Below are 17287 nucleotides of genomic sequence, written 5' to 3' on the forward strand. Positions count from 1 at the left end.
CTTCGAGGAGATCGTCGAGGCCCACCGGGTCATGGAGGCCGGGACCGCCCTCGGCAAGATGGTGGTGACCGTCGACTGACTGGGCGGTCCGGGCGGTCCGGGCGTACCGGCCCGGGGCACGGCGCCGCGCCCGACTCCGGTCGGGGAGTCGGGCGCGGCGCCGTATCGGCGGCCGGTCGGTGGGCCGTCGGACTACTCGACCGTCGTCCAGTCGAGGGTGCGTTCCACCGCCTTCTTCCAGCCCGCGTACCCTTCCTGGCGCTGATCCTCGGACCACTGGGGCTCCCAGCGCTTGGACTCCTGCCAGTGCGTGCGCAGTTCGTCGGTGTCACCCCAGAAGCCGGTGGCCAGGCCGGCCGCGTAGGCGGCGCCGAGGGCGGTCGTCTCGGCGACGACCGGGCGGCTGACGGGAACGCCCAGGACGTCGGCCTGGATCTGCATGCACAGGTCGTTGGCCGTGACGCCACCGTCGACCTTCAGCACGTCGAGGTGGACGCCGGAGTCCTGCTCCATGGCCTCGACCACGTCACGGCTCTGGTAGCAGATGGCTTCGAGGGTGGCCCGGGCCAAGTGGCCGCTGTCGTTGTACCGGGCCAGGCCGACGATCGCGCCGCGGGCGTCGGAGCGCCAGTACGGGGCGAACAGGCCCGAGAAGGCGGGTACGAAGTACATGCCGCCGTTGTCCTCGACGGTGCGGGCCAGCCGTTCGCTCTCGGCCGCGTCGGTGATGATCTTCATCTGGTCGCGCAGCCACTGTACGGCGGAGCCGGTGACGGCGATCGAGCCCTCCAGGGCGTAGATCGCGGGGCTGTCGCCGAACTGGTAGGCCACCGTGGTGAGCAGCCCGTGCTGCGAGCGGACGAGTTCGGTACCGGTGTTGAGCACCAGGAAGTTGCCGGTGCCGTAGGTGTTCTTGGCCTCGCCGGGCGCGTAGCAGACCTGCCCGACGGTCGCCGCCTGCTGGTCGCCGAGGACCCCGGTGATGGGGATCGCGGCCCGCAGGGGGCGGGAGGTGCGGGTCTCCCCGTAGGCCTCGCGGTGGGAGGAGGGGTTGATCTTGGGCAACATGGCGCGGGGGACGCCGAAGAAGCCGAGCAACTCCTCGTCCCAGTCCAGGGTTTCGAGGTTCATCAGCATCGTGCGGCTGGCGTTGGTGACGTCGGTCGCGTGGATTCCGCCGTCGGGTCCTCCGGTGAGGTTCCACAGGACCCAGCAGTCCGTGTTGCCGAAGAGGGCGTGGCCCTGCTCGGCCGCCTCGCGCACGCCGTCGACGTTCTCCAGGATCCACTGGATCTTGCCTCCGGAGAAGTACGTGGCCGGCGGCAGCCCCGCCTTGCGGCGGATGGTGTCGCCCTGACCCGAGCGGTCGAGGGCGGCGGCTATGGAGTCGGTGCGGGTGTCCTGCCAGACGATGGCGTTGTAGTACGGGCGGCCATTGCGGGGGTCCCACACCACGGTCGTCTCGCGCTGGTTGGTGATACCGATCGCCGCGAGGTCGGCCGGGGTGAGGTTGCCGTGCCGCAGGGCGTTCTGCATCACCGAGTTGGTGCGTTCCCAGATCTCGACGGGGTCGTGTTCGACCCACCCCGACCGCGGGAGGATCTGGGCGTGTTCCAGTTGGTGCTTCGCCACTTCGTTCCCGGCGTGGTCGAAGATCATGAAACGGGTGCTGGTGGTTCCCTGGTCCACCGCGCCGACGAAGTCCGCCATGGGGTGCCGCCTCTCCTGTGGGATGGCCTGCTCGCTGCCTCAGGCAGCCGTGGTCACGCCTCCGGTCCCTCCGGGGCCGGCACGCGTCCGGGAGGCTCCGGCTCGGCGGTCGGCAGGAACCGGCCGATGAAGAACTTGTACAGCGCCCCGCCGACCAGTCCGCCGATGAACGGACCGATGATCGGGACCCAGAAGTACAAGTTGCCGTACTGATCTCGCCATGCGTGGCTGTAGCCCGTGAAGAAGCTGGCCAGACGGGGCCCGAAGTCGCGGGCCGGGTTGATCGCGTAACCCGCGTCGGTGCCCCAAGCCATGCCGATCGCCACGACGACCAGGCCGATGATGAACGGGGCCAGGTTGGCACCTGGGGGCGTGCCCAGCAGGTCCGTGATGGCCAGGATCAGGAACAGCAGGATCGCCGTTCCGATGATCTGGTCCCGCAGCGCTCCCCATTCGGTCACCGGCAGATTGGGGTTGCCGTTGGCCGGGAGTGTGGAGAAGACGCCCTGGGTCTTCGTGTGCGTGGGGTCGATCGTCGACAGAGCCTCGCTGTAGTTCCAGCGCACCAGCAAGGCGGCCACGAAGGCGCCCGCCGTCTGCGCGAGCGCGTACGGCGCGACCTTGCTCCAAGGGAAGCCCTTGAACGCGGCGAGGGCCACCGTAACGGCGGGGTTGAGGTGCGCGCCGCTGAGCCGCGCCGCGACGTAGACACCGAGGGTGACGCCCAGACCCCACGCCCAGGCGATGCTGTCGTGGTTGCCGAGGCCGCCGGGGGGATCCGTGAGACCGCCGCCGGCCACCACCTGGGCCACCACGCCGACCCCGAAGAGGATCAGGATCATGGTGCCCGCGAATTCGGCCGAAAGCTCGCCGATCAAACCTGAATGCTTTAGCCGCTCAGCCATCGAAGCCCGCTTCCCGCCGGCCCAGGACCGGCCGTGGACTGCCCGGGTCCCTCCCGCTTCTCACGATAGGACGATCACCCGCGAACCGCACGGCGTCCCCGCGGGGGACGGGGGTGAGCCAGGGCCGGCCCGGTCGGGAGGGGGGCTTCGGCGGTCAGCCGACACCCCAGGACCAGGTGTGGTCGGCTCCGACCAGGCAGGCGAGGACCACGAGGTCGGCGACTCCGAGCGCGAATCCGAGGCGGGCGCGGCCGGGGCGGCTCGTACCCCGACGCAGGGCGAGTACGGCCAGGACCATCGAGGCCGGGCCGAGGAGGAGGTTCATGGCGAGGAGGCCGACCAGGCCCAACAGGAAGGAGGCGACGGCCATGCCGTCGGCGTCGCGGGTGCGGTCACGGACGGGCCGGGGGCGGCCGGCACCGGCGGCGCGGTCGGTGCGCTCGGTGTGGTGCGTGTGCTCGGCGCGGTCGGTGCGCTCCGTGTCGAGGATGCGGTCGACGGTACTTCGGACGCTCATGACGAACCTTCCTGTCGGTGGGCCCGGCGGTGGTGGCGGCCGGACCGTTCGCGGACCGCGAAGATCAACAGCCAGCAGGCGATCGCGGCCGTGACGGCGAGGGAGACGGGGGCCGAGACGTGGGCCACGGTCCCCAAGAGGACCCCCATCAGCATCAGGGCCGCTACGAGGAAGAGCATCGTGCTCCCTCCGGAAATAGGTGACAGTTGTTCACTGACTACCCAGTCTAATAGCTCCCATGCGGTCCTGTGTGGCGCGGGGGTTAACTTTCCGTCATGAGTCACACCGCCGGAGCCCGCCAACTCCAACGCCTCAAGACCCGCCGCGCCCTGCTCGACGCCGCTCTGACCCTTCTGGAGGAACAGAGCCTGGGCAGCCTCGGCCTGCGCGAGGTGACCCGCGCGGCGGGCGTGGCACCGACCGCCTTCTACCGGCACTTCCACGACATCGAGGACCTCGGCATCGCGCTGGTGGACGAGGCGCTGGAGAACCTGCACGCCACGGTCCGCTCGACGCTCGCCACCTCGGGCGACGCCGAGCAACGCATCGCCACGGCCGTGGAGTTGATGGCCGCCTTGGTACGCGCCTACCCCGCGCACGTCCGCTTCATCGTCCGGGAGCGGCACGGCGGCGTCCGCCGGGTCCGGGACGCGGTCTCCGGGCAGCTCGACGCGTTCGCGGGTGAAGTGGCCGAAAGCCTCGGGGCCGACCCGCTCGGCGCGGGCTGGAGCCGGGACGATCTGCTGATGCTGGCCCGGTTGTACGTCGACCACATGGTGATGACGGCCTCCGCGTTCCTCGCGGCGGCCATGGAGGACAGCGAATGGGACGCCGTCACCGGCACCGCCCTGCGCCAGTTGCGGCTCATCCACGCGGGAAGGGTGCACTGGGTCCCGGCGGGGGCCGGCGCGGCGAGTGAGGACGTACGGGGCCCCGGTCGCGCGGGCGCGGAGGGCCCCCGCCCGGACGGCGGGCAAGCCGGCGCGACCCGGTGAGGCGCCTCCGCCCGATCCGGGCGACGGAGCGACCCGGGAGGCGGCGCGATCCGGGCGGCGGCGCGCCGAGACCTGTCCGGCACCGGCACCGTTTGGCGGCCGGATCCGTTTGGCGGCCGGATCCGTTTGGCGGCGAGGACCGGGGTAGGGGCCGGGGGACCGCGGCCGCGCGAGCGCCACCTCGGTGCCGGGTCGCGGGAGAGGAGCCCGTCATGCGCAACCGACTGCTCATCGCGGCGGCCGCCACAGTGGTGACCGCCGGTGTGTGCGGGCCCGCGGCGTTCGCCGCCGGCCAGGGGGACACCCAGGACAACGTCTTCCTCACCTCCGTGCACCAAGGCAACCTCGCGGAGATGGCCGCGGGCCAGGACGCGCAGCAGAACGCCACCACCGACTGTGTGAAGACCGTCGCCGCCCGGCTCGTCTCCGACCACCAGAAGCTCGACCAGGACCTGAAGAACGTCGCGGCGCAACTGAAGACGACCCTGCCCACCGCGCCCACGGCCGATCAGCAGCAGAAGCTGAAGGACGTACAGGCCAAGGCCAAGACCTCCGCGTACGACTCCGCGTGGCTCGCCGGCCAGGACGCGGCGCACCAGTCGACGCTCGCGCTGATCCGGCTGGAGATCAGCAGCGGGCAGGACTCCGCGGCGGTCGCCGCCGCGCGGAAGGCCGAGCCGGTCGTGACCATGCACCTCGACATGGTCCGCGGCGGTACCTGCCACGCCATGTGACCCGGGCCCGATCAGCCGCCGACACGCCCCGCCCTGACACCCGAGCCCCGCTCCTCACTCCGCGGAGCGGGGCGCCGGCGGGGCGGCCACCTCGTGCGGCGGCGGACCCGGCTGCTCGGGTTGGGAGTGCGCGGAGGCGCCGAGCGGGCGGGCGCCGTGGCGTTCGGGCCGGTGCCCGGCGTGGCTGAGGATCTCCTCGCGGGGGGTGTCCGTCTCCCCCGGCGGTCGCGGGACGATCCGGCGGGCGAGGACCCGGCCCACCCACCGCCGACCGCAGCGTGGGCAGGGCACGGCGCCGCGCGGGGTGTAGGGCGAGGGCACCGGGACGCCGTCGCAGGAGAAGTACTCCCAGTGGCGGCCGTCGGCGTCGCGGTAGTGCTGCACGTCGTAGTCGGTGCTCCATTCGTTCCAGCACCCACCGCAGGCGAACGCCACGCGTTCCACGGCCAGTTCGGTGATCACCGTGGTCACCTCCTTACGACGCTCCGGCGGACGGACCGCTAACCGGGTCCGACCCGGTCCCGGCCCGGTTCAGCCCAGGGTCGCGATGTCGATGACGAAGCGGTAGCGGACGTCGGAGCCGAGGACCCGCTCGTACGCCTCGTTGATCTTCTCGGCGGGGATCGCTTCCACTTCCGCGCCGACGCCGTGCCCGGCACAGAAGTCGAGCATCTCCTGGGTCTCGGGAATGCCGCCGATCATCGAGCCGGCGAAGGAACGGCGCCGCGACAAGAGGGAGAAGGCGTTGAGGGCCAGCGGTTCCGGCGGGGCGCCGACGTTCACCATGGCGCCGTCCAGGGCGAGGAGCGAGAGGTAGGCGTCGATGTCGAGCTTGGCGCTCACCGTGTTCAGGATGAGGTCGAAGGTGCCGGCCAGACGCTCGAAGGTGCCGGGGTCGCCGGTGGCGTAGTAGTCCTGCGCGCCCAGGCGCAGCCCGTCGGCCTGCTTCTTGAGCGATTGGGACAGCACGGTGACGTCGGCGCCCATGGCGTGGGCCAGCTTGACTCCCATGTGGCCGAGGCCGCCCAGGCCGACGACGGCCACCTTCTTGCCGTGTCCGGCGCCCCAGCGCTTGAGCGGTGAGTAGGTCGTGATGCCGGCGCACAGGAGGGGGGCGGCCTCGTCGAGGGCGAGGCCTTCGGGGACGCGGACGACGAAGTCCTCGTTGACGACGATGTGGGTGGTGTAGCCGCCGTTGGTGTCGGTGCCGTCCCGGTCGACCGAGCCGTAGGTGAAGACGGTCCCGTTCAGGCAGTACTGCTCCTCCCCCGAGCGGCACGGTGGGCACTCCCGGCAGGAGTCGACCATGCAGCCGACGCCGACCCGGTCCCCGGCGGCGTGCCGGGTGACCTCCGGGCCTACCTCGGCCACGATCCCGGCGATCTCGTGACCGGGGGCGACGGGGTAGGTCACCGGGCCCCACTCGCCGCGTACGTGGTGGATGTCGGAGTGGCAGATGCCGCAGTACCTGATCTCGATCAGGACGTCGCGCGGGCCGACCTCGCGCCGTTCCACGGTGGCGGGGGCGAGCGGAGAGTCCGCGGAGGTGGCGGCGTAGGCGTTGACGGTCCTCATGTCGTGCCTCCATGGAATGGGGCGGCCTGACTCGGCAACGGGGGGCGGCCGGGGAACGCGGCCGAGGGGCGGCCGGCCGGAGCCGGTCGCCACGGGGGCCCTTCCGGGGCCGGGGCCCGGTTCTCACCGTATGTCCATGGTGCCGCGCACATCGGCCCGGCGGCGACCCCGCGGGTCGGGGCGCAAACCCCCGAGGGTCGGGGCGCGGATCGGGTGCGGATGTCGGCGACGACGGCGTCACCCGGCCGGGTGACCCCGTTGGCAGCCGGCCCGGGAGCCCGGCTTGCTGGACGGATGAGAGAGCGATCGCCGGGCGCGTCCCGGACACAGAACCTGGAGACCCCGCGGGCGGCGGGAATGGCGGGCATCGTCTTCGCGATCCTGCTGGCGGCGGCGATCGTGCTCGCCCGGCTCGGTCTGCCGGAAGGCGCCGGCGGCTCCACCGTGGAGCTCGACTCGGGTCAGCGGGCCTCGGTGAACACGGCCGTGGAACTGGTCCCCTTCGCCGGCATCGCCTTCCTCTGGTTCATGGGCGCCGTGCGCGCACACACCGGCGACGCCGAGGACCGGTTCGTGGCCACCGTCTTCCTGGGCAGCGGCCTGGTCTTCGTCGCCTGCCTCTTCGGCTCCGCCGCGGCCGCCGGGACCGTGCTCTCCGCCCACCAGCCCCAGGACTTCGGCCGGCTCTTCGCGTACGAACTGCTCACGACGTACGGCATGCGGATGGCCGCCGTGTTCGTCTTCGCGACGTCCACCATCGGGCGCAAGCTCGGCGCCTTCCCGCGCGCCCTGAGCCTGGCCGGGCTGGCAGCGGGCCTGATCCTCCTGGTGGTGGGATCGTCCGTGCCGTGGTCGGAGCTGGTGTTCCCCGCCTGGGCCCTGCTCGTCAGCGGGTACATCCTGCGGTCCGCCCGGCGCGCGCGGGACCGGCCCGCCCGCGCCACCCCGTGAGGGCCCCCGGGCCGTGCGGCCGTCACCCCGATGGTCCGCGTCGACGGGCCCGAGCCGTCCGCGCGCGGCAGGCTGGTCCGGGGAGTCCCGGGGGTCACCGAAAGGACCGCACGTTGCTGAGGCTTGTCGTCGATCTCAACCGGTGTCAGGGATACGCGCAGTGCGCCTTCCTCGCGCCCGACGTCTTCGCGATGCACGGGGACGAGGGGCTTCTCTACGATCCACAGGCCGAGGAGGCCCAGCGCGAACGGCTGGCGCAAGCGGCCGCCGCCTGCCCCGTACAGGCCATCCTGGTGGACGACCTGGACCGCGACCGTGACCTCACGGCCGCCGCGGAGGTCCGAGATGCATGAAGTGACCCTCGACCACCTCAAGCGCGAGGGCCGGATCGTCGTCGTCGGCGCCTCGCTCGCCGGCCTGCGCGCCGCCGAGACCATCCGCGACAAGGGCTTCACCGGCGCGCTGACCATGATCGGCGACGAACCGTACGAGCCCTACGACCGCCCGCCCCTCTCCAAGAGCGTCCTGCTCGGCAAGTCGACCGCCGAACGCACGGCGCTGCCCCGCCGCCGCGCCATCGACGCCGAGTGGCGGCTCGGCGTGCCGGCCGCGGGCCTGGACATGGCGGCCCGGCGGGTCAAGCTCGCGGACGGCGAGGAGGTGCCGTACGACCGGCTCCTGATCGCCACCGGTGTCCGGGCCCGGCCCTGGCCGAACGCCGACGAGGGCGAGCTCGACGGGGTCTTCGTACTGCGTACCCGTGACGACGGCGCGGCGCTGGCACGGCGACTGGACGCGGGGCCGCGGCGGGTCCTGGTGATCGGGGCCGGGTTCACCGGCTCGGAGATCGCCTCGGCCTGCCGGGAGCGCGGGCTGGAGGTCACCGTCGCCGAACGCGGCGACGCGCCACTCGTCGGTGCGCTGGGCGGCGTGATCGGGGCCGTGGCCGCCGAGCTCCAGCGGGAGAACGGCGTCGACCTGCGCACCGGCGTCATGGTGACCGGCCTGGAGGGCGACTCCAGCGGGCGGGTGCGGGCCGCGCACCTGTCCGACGGCACCACGCTGGAGTGTGACGTGGTGGTCGTCTCGCTGGGCGCCCAGCGCAACACCGAGTGGCTGGCCGGCTCGGGGCTCGGCGCGGGCCCGCGGGGCATCGCCTGCGACGCGGGCTGCCGGGCCTTCGACATCCGGGGCATCGTCACCGACGACATCTACGTGGCGGGTGACGTGGCCCGCTCCCCGCACCCCCTGTTCGGCTACCAGTTCCTGTCGTTGGAGCACTGGGGCAACGCCGTCTCCCAGGCGGAGACGGCGGCGCACAACATGCTCAGCGTGAGCACCGATCGGCGCCCGCACATCTGGGTGCCGGCCTTCTGGTCCTCGCAGTTCGGGGTCAACATCAAGTCCGTCGGCGTGCCGTCGATGGGCTCCGAGATCATGATCGCCCAGGGTTCGCTCGCGGAACGCCGTTTCACCGGTGTCTACGGGTACCAGGGGCGCGTCATCGGGGCCGTCACCTTCGACAACTCCCGGTGGCTGCAGTTCTACCAGCAGCAGATCGAGTCGACCGCGCCGTTCCCGGTGCCGTTCCCGACGGTCGACCGGCGCCCCGACGGCCACCGGCCCGTCCCGGCCGACTTCCCGGACCCGTCCGTGCCCACGCACGGACCGACCATCACCCTCAGCGGATATTCGCCGGCCGACCGGCGGATGACGTTCACCCCCGCCGGGCACTGACCCGCAGGCCCCGGAGGACCGCAAAATGACCCACGGCATCCTGAGCGAGATCCTGGACTACGCCAACCGCGCGAACCCGTACCCGCTGTACGAGGAACTGCGCAAGACTCCCGTCTTCCACGACGGGAGCGGGCCGTACGTCGTCAGCACCTACTACGAGATCCAGAGCCTCCTGCACGACCCGCGGCTCAGCTCCGACGCGCGCAACCTGGCCGCGACGGCCGGGGACCCGCTGGCCGGCGAGGGCGACGAGGAGGCCACGGCCCTGCCGCCCAGCTTCCTCAAGCTCGATCCGCCCGAACACGACCGGCTGCGCCGGATGACGAACCGCCCCTTCGGGCCGCCGCACTCCCCCCGCCGCGTCGACGGGATGCGCGACGACCTCCGCTCCATCGTCACCGGGCTGATCGACAACCTCGGCGACCCCGGACGGATCGACCTGGTCGACCAGTTCGCCTACCCGTTCCCCGTGACCATGATCTGCCGGCTGCTGGGCGTGCCGCGCGAGGACGAGCCCCGATTCCACGTCTGGGCGGACACCCTCGCCGCGAGCCTGGACCCCGATCCGGACGCCGACCCCGCCGAACGGCAGCGCAAGACCCACGACTCCCGGATGGAGCTGGGCATGTACCTGGCGGGCCTGATCGAGGAACGCCGCAAGCAGCCCGGCGAAGACATGCTGTCCCAACTGGCCGTCGGACACGGGCAGGACGAGTCCATGTCGACCATGGAGTTGCTCAGCACCGCCGCCCTGCTGCTGATCGCGGGCCACGAGACGACCGTCAACCTGATCACGAACGGGATGCTCACGCTGCTGCGCAACCCCGACGTGCTGGAACGGCTGCGCCGTGAGCCGGCGATCGCGCCGCCGCTGGTGGAGGAACTGCTGCGGTTCGAACCGCCGGTGCAACTGCTGCCGCAGCGCACCCCGCTGGTCGACATCGAGGTGGGCGGGGTCACGATCCCCAAGGGCTCCTCGATGTGGCTGATCCTCGCCTCCGGCAACCGGGACCCCCGGCGCTTCGAGAACCCGGACCGCTTCGACCCGGACCGCCCGGACATCCAACACCTGGGCCTGGGCAGCGGCATCCACAGCTGCTTCGGCGCCCCGTTGGCCCGTCTGGAGGCCCAGCTCGCCCTCACCGAGCTGGTGCGCCGCCTTCACAACCCCCGCCTCCTGGAGGACCCGCCGCCCTACCGCCAGAACGCCGTCCTGCGCGGCCCCCGCCACCTCCTCGTCGCCTGCGACGAGGTCCGCGCGTAGGCCGGGTCCGGGCGGTGTTCCCCCGGCCCCGGGCGGCACGGCCGCCCGGGGCCCTGCCGGTTCGGCGTGTCGGCGGCGGGTGGCCGGGGACGAGGGACGTTCAGCGCTTGCGCGCCACCGTGAGGCCGTCCGCGATGGGGAGCGTGACCGACTCCACCCGCTCGTCGGCCCGCACGTGTGCGTTGAACTCCCGGATGGCCAGGGCGTTGCCCGTGGCGTCGGGGTGGACCGCCTTGCCGCCGTACAGCACGTTGTCCGCGAGCAGCAGGCCGCCCGGGCGGACGCGGGGCACCAGTTCGTCCCAGTAGGCGCGGTAGCCGGTCTTGTCGGCGTCCAGGAACACCAGGTCGATGACCGGCTCGGGCGGAAGGTCGCGGAGGGTTTCCAGGGCGGGGGCGATCCTCAGTTCGATGCGGTCGGCGACCCCGGCCGCCTTCCAGGCCTCCTGGGCGATCCGCGTCCATTCCTCGGAGACGTCGCAGGTCAGGACCTTCCCGCCGGGCAGGAGCCCTTGGGCCAGGGCGAGCGTGGAGTAGCCGGTGAAGGTGCCGACCTCGACGATCCGCAGGGCGCCGCTGAGCTTCGCCAGCAGGGTGAGGAAGACGCTCTGCTCGTGCGGGACCTGCATTTCGGACGGCCCGCCGAGCGCGTGCGTGCGCTCGATCAGCTCCCGCTGGACGGGGGTGACGGGCTCGGCCTGGTCGACCAGGTAGGCGTACACCTCGGGGGTGAGGGGCACGGTCTTGACCTCACCGGGGGTTCGGGTCATGGAGTCGGGTGGTCCTTTCGAAGGGTTGCGCGATCGGGCGATCGACGCGGCGGCCATCCTGTCCGGTCGCACGCCGCCCGCGCATCCGGTTATTCCCGGCAGGGCAACGAGGGCCGGGCCCCTTCGGAAACGCGTCGTCCGCCATCTACCGATGCCCTGTCACATGTGAAATATTACCTGCGCTCCTCGTCAACTCCCTTGGAAGGACGCCCGCGTTGCGCAGACTAGCCGTGGCGGGAGCGGCGATATCGCTCGCCCTCCTCGCCGCCACCCCCGCACTCGCCGCCTCGCCCCCGCCGTCCCCGCCGTCCCCGCCGTCCATGGCCGCGGCGGCCGGTCCGCAGGCCCAACAGGCCCCCGCGCCACCCCCCGCACCGCTGGAACTCGAACGCCAGGCCCTGCGCCGCCAGGCCCTCGAAGGGGTCGCGGCCGGCGGGGCCGGCGGCCCCGGCGCCCTGCGCCCCGAGCCCGACCACACCCTGCCCCGCCAGGCCAAGGTCGGGGACCGGTACGTCGAACTCGCCCAGGAGCGCAAGGACAAGGTCTTCGTGATCCTCGCCGAGTTCGGCGACCAGGTGGACACGACGACGGAGTTCGAGGGCAAGCCGCGCTTCGGCGGCACGCCCGGGCCACGCCACAACGCCATCGGCAAGCCGGCGGCCGACGACAACCACACCCTGTGGCGCAGGGACTTCGAGCGCGCTTTCTACCAGCGGCAGTTCTTCTCCGCCGCGCCCGAGTCGGCGAGCATGCGCGCCTACTACCGCCTCCAGTCCTCGGGCCGCTACGACATGGACGGCACGGTCACCGACTGGGTCAAGCTCCCCTGGAACGAAGCCCGTTACGGGACGGACAACTGCTCCGAGCCCGGGCAGTGCCGCACCAACTGGGACCTGGTCCGCGACGCCACCACCGCCTGGTACGACTCCGAGCGTGCGAAGGGCCGTACGGCCGCCGACATCAAGGCGCAACTGGCCGAGTACGACCAGTGGGACCGCTACGACGCCGACCACGACGGGAACTTCAACGAGCCCGACGGCTACCTCGACCACCTCGTCGTGGTCCACGCGGGCAAGGACCAGACCTGGGGCGGCGGCGCCCAGGGCAAGGACGCCGTCTGGGCGCACCGCTGGTTCGCGTACTGGGACCAGGCCGGCAGCGCGGGTCCGACGGGGAACAAGGCGGGCGGCACCCCCGTCGGCGACACCGGCATCTGGGCCGGCGACTACCTCACCGGGGGCGAGAACAGCGGGGCCGGCCTCTTCTCGCACGAGTTCGGCCACGACCTCGGACTGCCGGACCTCTACAGCTCGGACGGGGACAACGGCGTCAACTTCTGGTCCCTGATGTCCTCCGCCTCCTACCTCGGCAAACGCCCGGGAACCACAGGGGAGTTCCCGGGGGACCTCGACCCCTGGAGCAAGCTCCAGCTGGGCTGGCTGGAGTACACGGAGGCCGACGCGGGCCGCCGGACCCGCGCGACCCTCGGGGTGTCCGGGTACAACACCGATGACCCACAAGCCCTGTTGGTGCACCTGCCGCCGTCGCGCACCACGACCGAGCTGACCGACCCGTACGAGGGCGCGAGCCAGTGGTGGAGCGGCACCGGCGACTTCATGGACAACACCCTGAGCCGGACCGTCGACCTCACCGCCGCGACCGGGCCCGCCCGCCTGGACGCCCGCGTCTGGTACGACATCGAGAAGGACTTCGACTTCCTGACGGTGGAGGCCTCCACGGACGGCGGCGCCTCCTGGTCCCCGCTCCCGGGCACCGTGGACGGGACCCCGATCCCGGCCAAGGGCGTCTCCGGCACCTCCGCCGGCTGGACGCGGCTGTCCGTCCCGCTCGACGCCTTCGCGGGCCGCGAGGTCCGGCTGCGGCTGCGGGTCACCTCCGACGGCAACACCCACGGTCGGGGCGTAACCTTCGACGACATCCGCATCACCGCGGACGGCGGCCGCGAGGTGCTGCGCGACGGGGCGGAACAGGGCGCGAACGGCTGGACGGCGCTCAAGTGGTCCCGTACGGAGGGCCGCAGCGGCACGGAGGAGCACCCGCGCGCCTACTTCGCGGAGAACCGGCGCTACACGGGATACGGCAGCCTGCTCAAGACGGGCCCGTACAACTTCGGATTCACCGGCGACCGGGTGGAGTTCTTCCCCTACCAGCAGGGTGTGCTCGTCTGGCTCTGGGACACCGCCTTCAGCGACAACACCACCAAGGCGCACCCGGGCGGCGGCCTGCTGCTGCCGGTGGACGCCCGGCCGGAGCCGCTCGCGTTCGCCGACGGCGCCCTCCTGAACGCCCGGGCGCAGACCTTCGACGCCCCCTTCTCGCTCCGTGCGAGCGAGCGGATCGTGCTGCACAAGGCGGGCACCCCGCTGGTGATCCCGGCGCGACCGGGCGTGGCGGTCTTCGACGACCGCCACGGGACCTACTGGAACGCGGCCCTGCCGCAGCTCGGGGTGAAGGTCCCCGACACCGGCACCCGGATCGCCGTGGTGAAGGAGGCCTCGGGCGGTGCGCTGACGACGGTCCAGGTGAGCCCTTCGCCGTGACTCAGGCCGCGCCGCCGCCCGCGAGTTCCGCGCCGCGTACTCCAGCGGCGCGGACGGGTCGATCGTGAGGGCGTACGGGGCCGGCTCCACGCCCGCCCGCACCAGCAGGTCCCCGACGGCGGCGATCACCGCGCCGTTGTCGGTGCACAGCGTCATCGCCGGGACCCGCAGGGAGATCCCGGCGGAGGCGCAGCGCCGCTCGGCGAGGGCGCGGACGCGGGAGTTGGCGGCCACCCCGCCGACCGGCACCAGCGTGGTGACCCCGTAGGCCGTGCAGGCCGCGACCGCCTTGCGGGTCAGGACGTCGGCCACCGCCTCCTGCAGCGAGGCGGCCCCGTCGGCGACGGGGGGCTCCTGCCCGCGCAGCCATTGGCCCTCGGCCCAGCGGGCGGCGGCCGTCTTGAGCCCCGAGGAGGAGAAGGAGTGGGCGTACGGGTCCCGCTCACGCGGCCCGCCGGTCAGCGGCCGGGGGAAGGCGACGGCGGTGGGGTCGCCGCCGCGGGCGGCCCGGTCGATGGCCGGGCCGCCCGGGTAGGGCAGGCCGAGCACCCGGGCGACCTTGTCGAAGCATTCGCCGGCGGCGTCGCCCAGGGTGTCTCCCAGGTGCAGGATCGGCTCGCGCACGAGGTCCCGTACCAGCAGCAGCGAGGTGTGCCCGCCGGAGACGACCAGCACCACGCAGAGGTCGGGAAGCGGCCCGTGCTCCAGCGTGTCGGCGGCGACGTGCCCGGCGAGGTGGTGGACGCCGTACAGCGGCAGCCCGAGCGCGTAGGCGAGCGTCTCGGCCCCGGCGAGTCCGACCTGGAGGGCGCCGGAGAGCCCGGGGCCGGTGGTGACGGCGACCGCGTCGAGCTGCGCGGGCCGCAGGCCGGCCTGGTCGAGGGCCCGGCGCACCACCGGGTTGAAGGCGTGCAGGTGGGCGCGGGCGGCGATCTCGGGGACGACGCCGCCGAAGCGGGCGTGCTCTCCCCCAGCTACCGCTGGGAGGTGCCCCCAATGCTCGACGCGACGACGTGCGCGAGGAGTTTCCCGTCGCGCACGATCCCCGCGCCCGTCTCGTCGCAGGACGACTCGATGCCCAGCACCACCGCGGAGCGCCCGGGTCCGGCCGGCCGCCGGGTACCCCGCCCCCCTGGCCGCGCTAGCCGCGCGGCACCACCGTGGCCAGCACCTTGGGCAGCGGGTACCAGTCCGCGGAGGCGATCGAGGCGTGGTGGCCGGCCATCAGCGCGAGACGGTCCAGCGCCTGGGTCTCGGTCGGATGGACACCGTCGATGGCCGGGGCCACGTTCTGGGCGTCGGTGGCGATCAGCAGGTAGTGGTTGCGGTCGTACCAACCGGTGTCGATCGAGCCTCCCGCGTACGCGCTCGCGTCCCCGTCGAAGACCACGAACCAGGGGCGCAGCGTGGCGTCGGCGTAACGGGCCCGCGGATCGCCCGCCTCGGCGCGGTGCACGGCGGGGAAGGCCGCCGCGCTGCCGAGCCTGCCCGAGGAGGCGAGGGAGCGCAGGTACGTGGCGTACTCCCGGTCGGTCCACAGGGTGTCCGCCGCGTTGCCCTCCTCCACCGTGCCGGGGATGAGCTCGACGAGGAACTTGCCGGCCATGGCGGCGCGACTCGGCCAGGCCCCGGCGCGGGCCGCGGTGTCCAGGTCGGGGTAGCCGGCGGCCAGCTGCCCGGGCCGGTAGACGGCGTCGCCGAGCTTGGAGGTGAGCAGGGCGTCGAGATCGGCGGGACCGCGCCCGAGGTTGGCTGCGAAGCCGTCCTTGAGCTCCAGCTTGAGCACGATCGGGCGGTGGCCGGGGTGCGCGTCGTGCCAGCTGCGGATGTCGGACAGGCACCCGGCGAGGTTCTGGTCGCGGGACTTGGTGCGCAGTTGGGCGGCGGTGGCGGCGTTCTCGCAGTTGCTGTTGTTGCCGAAGGGGTTGTCGTGCGAGACCCGCCAGGAACTGCCGAAGAAGTTCGTCCACACGTCGAGTTCGAGCATCGCGGCGCCGGAGTCCAGGGCGTCCGCGAAGTACGGGTACTTAGCCTTCTCGTAGGCGTTGTGGACGCCGACCCCGGTGGTTCCGGCGTAGGAGGGGCCGCCCTCGGCCCCGGCCGGGGCCGCCGCCCCCAGGGCGAGACCCAGTCCGAGCGCCGTCGCGACCAGACCGGCCAAGGCCCGGCCCCTCCACCTGTTGCGCAGTCTCATCTCTTCGGCTCCCCTCGGTCCACGGCCCTCAAGTCGCCTGGAGAGTAGGGGAGTTCGGTGACGTACGGAAGGACGCCGGATGTCGGGAGGGGGCGCGACCGTCCGATTGTGAGGACCGACACACCGGATGTCGGAACCTCTGCCGGCTCCCGACCGTCGGACGGGACGTCGGAGGATCGTCGGGGGCGGGGAGCGCCACATCGTGGGCAAGGTGAGGGACGGCGCGGTACGGGTCGGCGTGCTGCTCGGGATCTGCCTCGCCCTGGCCGCCGGCGGCGTCCTGGTGTGGGGGCAACTGCGCGCCGTCGCCTCCCACCGCGCGGACGGCGACCCCGCGCGGGGCAGCTACCTCCAAGACCCGGAACGCGCCGACCGCACCGCCGCCGACGTCCTCGACGGGATCGCGTCCGAGGCGGAGGACCCGCCGACCGACGCCGCGGCCTTCGCGCGGACGGAGTCCGGCTCCGACGCGTCCGGATCACCGGCCCCGGTGCGGTGGGCGGACGGCGGCTGGCGGCCCTCCTCGCCGCTGCGGGCCCGGACGACCGCCTCCGAGCCCGCTATCGGCGCCCTGTTCTCGCCCGGCAACGACTGGGACGCCGACCACCACTGCTCGGCGAGCGTGGTGCACTCGCCCGACGGCGACCTCATCGCCACCGCCGCGCACTGCGTGTACCAGGACGGCTTCCGCACCAACCTGGCCTTCGTCCCCGGCTACCGCGACGGCAAGGCGCCGTACGGCGTGTGGGTGCCCAGCCGCGTCGACGTGGACCCCCGCTGGACGCGGAGCGCGGACCCGGACCACGACGTCGCCTTCCTGCGGTTGCGCCGTCCCGGGCACCCGGGTGAGCGGCTGGAGGACGTCACCGGCGCGCTGACGATCCGCTTCCGCCCGCAACTTCCCCTGCCCGCCCGGCTGGTCGGCTACCCGAACGACACCGAGCAGCCGCTGGACTGCTACAACACCGCGCGCCCGGAAGGGCCCACGCAGCTACGGCTGGACTGCGCGGACGTACCCAACGGCACCAGCGGCGGCCCGGTGTTGACCGACGGCAGCACACTCATCGGGGTCATCGGCGGCCGTGACGGCGGCGGTGACGAGACGACCTCCTACAGCAGTTGGTTCGACGACTCCGTCCACGCCCTCTACACCCGGGCCACCGGCGGTCGCTGACCGCCGCGGTCGACGCGGCCCGCGGACCGGGGGGTCCGGTGGAGCGGCGGCAGGCGGCTGGGTGGTTGTCCGTAGCGTCGTCGTCCATGCCGCAGAGTCTGCGACGGGGTGCGGCGCCGGAGCAGGGCCCGTCCAGGGGCGCCCGGAGGCGCGTCGGGGGCGGACGGGTACACGTGAGGGCGCCCGTGCGGCCGGCCGCAC

The 17287-nt window shown here is 72.8% G+C and carries 16 protein-coding genes and 1 pseudogene; 8 read left to right on the forward strand and 9 right to left on the reverse strand.

Annotated features, from left to right (window positions below):
* Window positions 1-192: 192 nt before the first annotated feature.
* The 4 genes from glpK to E6R62_RS33990 form a co-directional block, all read right to left on the reverse strand.
* Complete coding sequence (gene glpK / locus E6R62_RS33975; protein WP_136217339.1) at window positions 193-1710, reverse strand: glycerol kinase GlpK; 1518 nt, start codon at window positions 1708-1710, stop codon at window positions 193-195.
* A 53-nt stretch (window positions 1711-1763) separates the two neighbouring features.
* Window positions 1764-2615: an MIP/aquaporin family protein gene (locus E6R62_RS33980; protein WP_136217340.1), complete on the reverse strand. Its 852-nt coding sequence runs from the start codon at window positions 2613-2615 to the stop codon at window positions 1764-1766.
* 154 nt (window positions 2616-2769) lie between these two features.
* Window positions 2770-3132, reverse strand: coding sequence for a DUF4190 domain-containing protein (locus tag E6R62_RS41450; RefSeq protein WP_240802056.1), 363 nt, complete (start codon window positions 3130-3132; stop codon window positions 2770-2772).
* Window positions 3129-3311, reverse strand: coding sequence for a hypothetical protein (locus E6R62_RS33990; protein WP_136217341.1), 183 nt, complete (start codon window positions 3309-3311; stop codon window positions 3129-3131). The genes E6R62_RS41450 and E6R62_RS33990 overlap by 4 nt, the downstream gene beginning before the upstream one ends.
* Window positions 3312-3407: 96 nt before the next feature.
* Between E6R62_RS33990 and E6R62_RS33995 the strand changes: the two genes are divergently transcribed.
* Together E6R62_RS33995 and E6R62_RS34000 are read left to right on the forward strand one after the other, a co-directional pair.
* The gene (locus E6R62_RS33995) at window positions 3408-4127 is read left to right on the forward strand and encodes a TetR family transcriptional regulator (protein WP_136217342.1); all 720 of its coding nucleotides are present in this window, start codon (window positions 3408-3410) and stop codon (window positions 4125-4127) included.
* Window positions 4128-4339: 212 nt separating this feature from the next.
* Window positions 4340-4861, forward strand: a complete 522-nt coding sequence (locus tag E6R62_RS34000) for a DUF4142 domain-containing protein (RefSeq protein ID WP_136217343.1) — start codon at window positions 4340-4342, stop codon at window positions 4859-4861.
* Between the two features lie 54 nt (window positions 4862-4915).
* Here the strand turns inward: E6R62_RS34000 and E6R62_RS34005 are convergent, their stop codons facing one another.
* Both E6R62_RS34005 and E6R62_RS34010 read right to left on the reverse strand, forming a co-directional pair.
* On the reverse strand, window positions 4916-5323 hold the full coding sequence (locus E6R62_RS34005) for a hypothetical protein (protein WP_136217363.1): 408 nt from the start codon (window positions 5321-5323) through the stop codon (window positions 4916-4918).
* 69 nt (window positions 5324-5392) lie between these two features.
* Window positions 5393-6436, reverse strand: a complete 1044-nt coding sequence (locus E6R62_RS34010; protein WP_136217344.1) for an NAD(P)-dependent alcohol dehydrogenase — start codon at window positions 6434-6436, stop codon at window positions 5393-5395.
* A gap of 294 nt (window positions 6437-6730) precedes the next feature.
* Between E6R62_RS34010 and E6R62_RS34015 the strand changes: the two genes are divergently transcribed.
* The 4 genes from E6R62_RS34015 to E6R62_RS34030 all read left to right on the forward strand — a co-directional run bounded on the left by E6R62_RS34015 (window position 6731) and on the right by E6R62_RS34030 (window position 10388).
* The gene (locus E6R62_RS34015) at window positions 6731-7387 is read left to right on the forward strand and encodes a hypothetical protein (RefSeq protein WP_136217345.1); all 657 of its coding nucleotides are present in this window, start codon (window positions 6731-6733) and stop codon (window positions 7385-7387) included.
* 116 nt (window positions 7388-7503) lie between these two features.
* A complete protein-coding gene (locus E6R62_RS34020; protein ID WP_136217364.1) occupies window positions 7504-7740 on the forward strand; it encodes a ferredoxin in 237 nt (78 codons plus the stop codon).
* Window positions 7733-9124, forward strand: a complete 1392-nt coding sequence (locus E6R62_RS34025) for an NAD(P)/FAD-dependent oxidoreductase (RefSeq protein WP_136217346.1) — start codon at window positions 7733-7735, stop codon at window positions 9122-9124. Before E6R62_RS34020 ends, E6R62_RS34025 begins: the two co-directional genes overlap by 8 nt.
* Window positions 9125-9149: 25 nt before the next feature.
* Window positions 9150-10388, forward strand: a complete 1239-nt coding sequence (locus E6R62_RS34030) for a cytochrome P450 (RefSeq protein ID WP_136217347.1) — start codon at window positions 9150-9152, stop codon at window positions 10386-10388.
* 100 nt (window positions 10389-10488) lie between these two features.
* Here the strand turns inward: E6R62_RS34030 and E6R62_RS34035 are convergent, their stop codons facing one another.
* On the reverse strand, window positions 10489-11157 hold the full coding sequence (locus E6R62_RS34035) for an O-methyltransferase (protein WP_136217348.1): 669 nt from the start codon (window positions 11155-11157) through the stop codon (window positions 10489-10491).
* 215 nt (window positions 11158-11372) lie between these two features.
* Between E6R62_RS34035 and E6R62_RS34040 the strand changes: the two genes are divergently transcribed.
* Entirely contained in the window at window positions 11373-13718 is a 2346-nt protein-coding gene (locus tag E6R62_RS34040) for an immune inhibitor A domain-containing protein (protein ID WP_136217349.1), read from the forward strand.
* Window positions 13719-13748: 30 nt separating this feature from the next.
* Here E6R62_RS34040 and tsaD read toward each other — a convergent pair.
* A pseudogene (gene tsaD, locus E6R62_RS34045) lies at window positions 13749-14806 on the reverse strand (tRNA (adenosine(37)-N6)-threonylcarbamoyltransferase complex transferase subunit TsaD); the annotation flags it as partial.
* 53 nt (window positions 14807-14859) lie between these two features.
* Window positions 14860-15912: a phosphatidylinositol-specific phospholipase C domain-containing protein gene (locus tag E6R62_RS34050; protein ID WP_136217350.1), complete on the reverse strand. Its 1053-nt coding sequence runs from the start codon at window positions 15910-15912 to the stop codon at window positions 14860-14862.
* Window positions 15913-16114: 202 nt separating this feature from the next.
* On the opposite strand from E6R62_RS34050, the gene E6R62_RS34055 reads away from it, so the two are divergent.
* Window positions 16115-17086, forward strand: a complete 972-nt coding sequence (locus E6R62_RS34055; RefSeq protein ID WP_168714265.1) for a serine protease — start codon at window positions 16115-16117, stop codon at window positions 17084-17086.
* Window positions 17087-17287: the final 201 nt, after the last annotated feature.

The organism is Streptomyces sp. A1136 (assembly GCF_004795055.1).
Classification (GTDB): Bacteria; Actinomycetota; Actinomycetes; order Streptomycetales; family Streptomycetaceae; genus Streptomyces.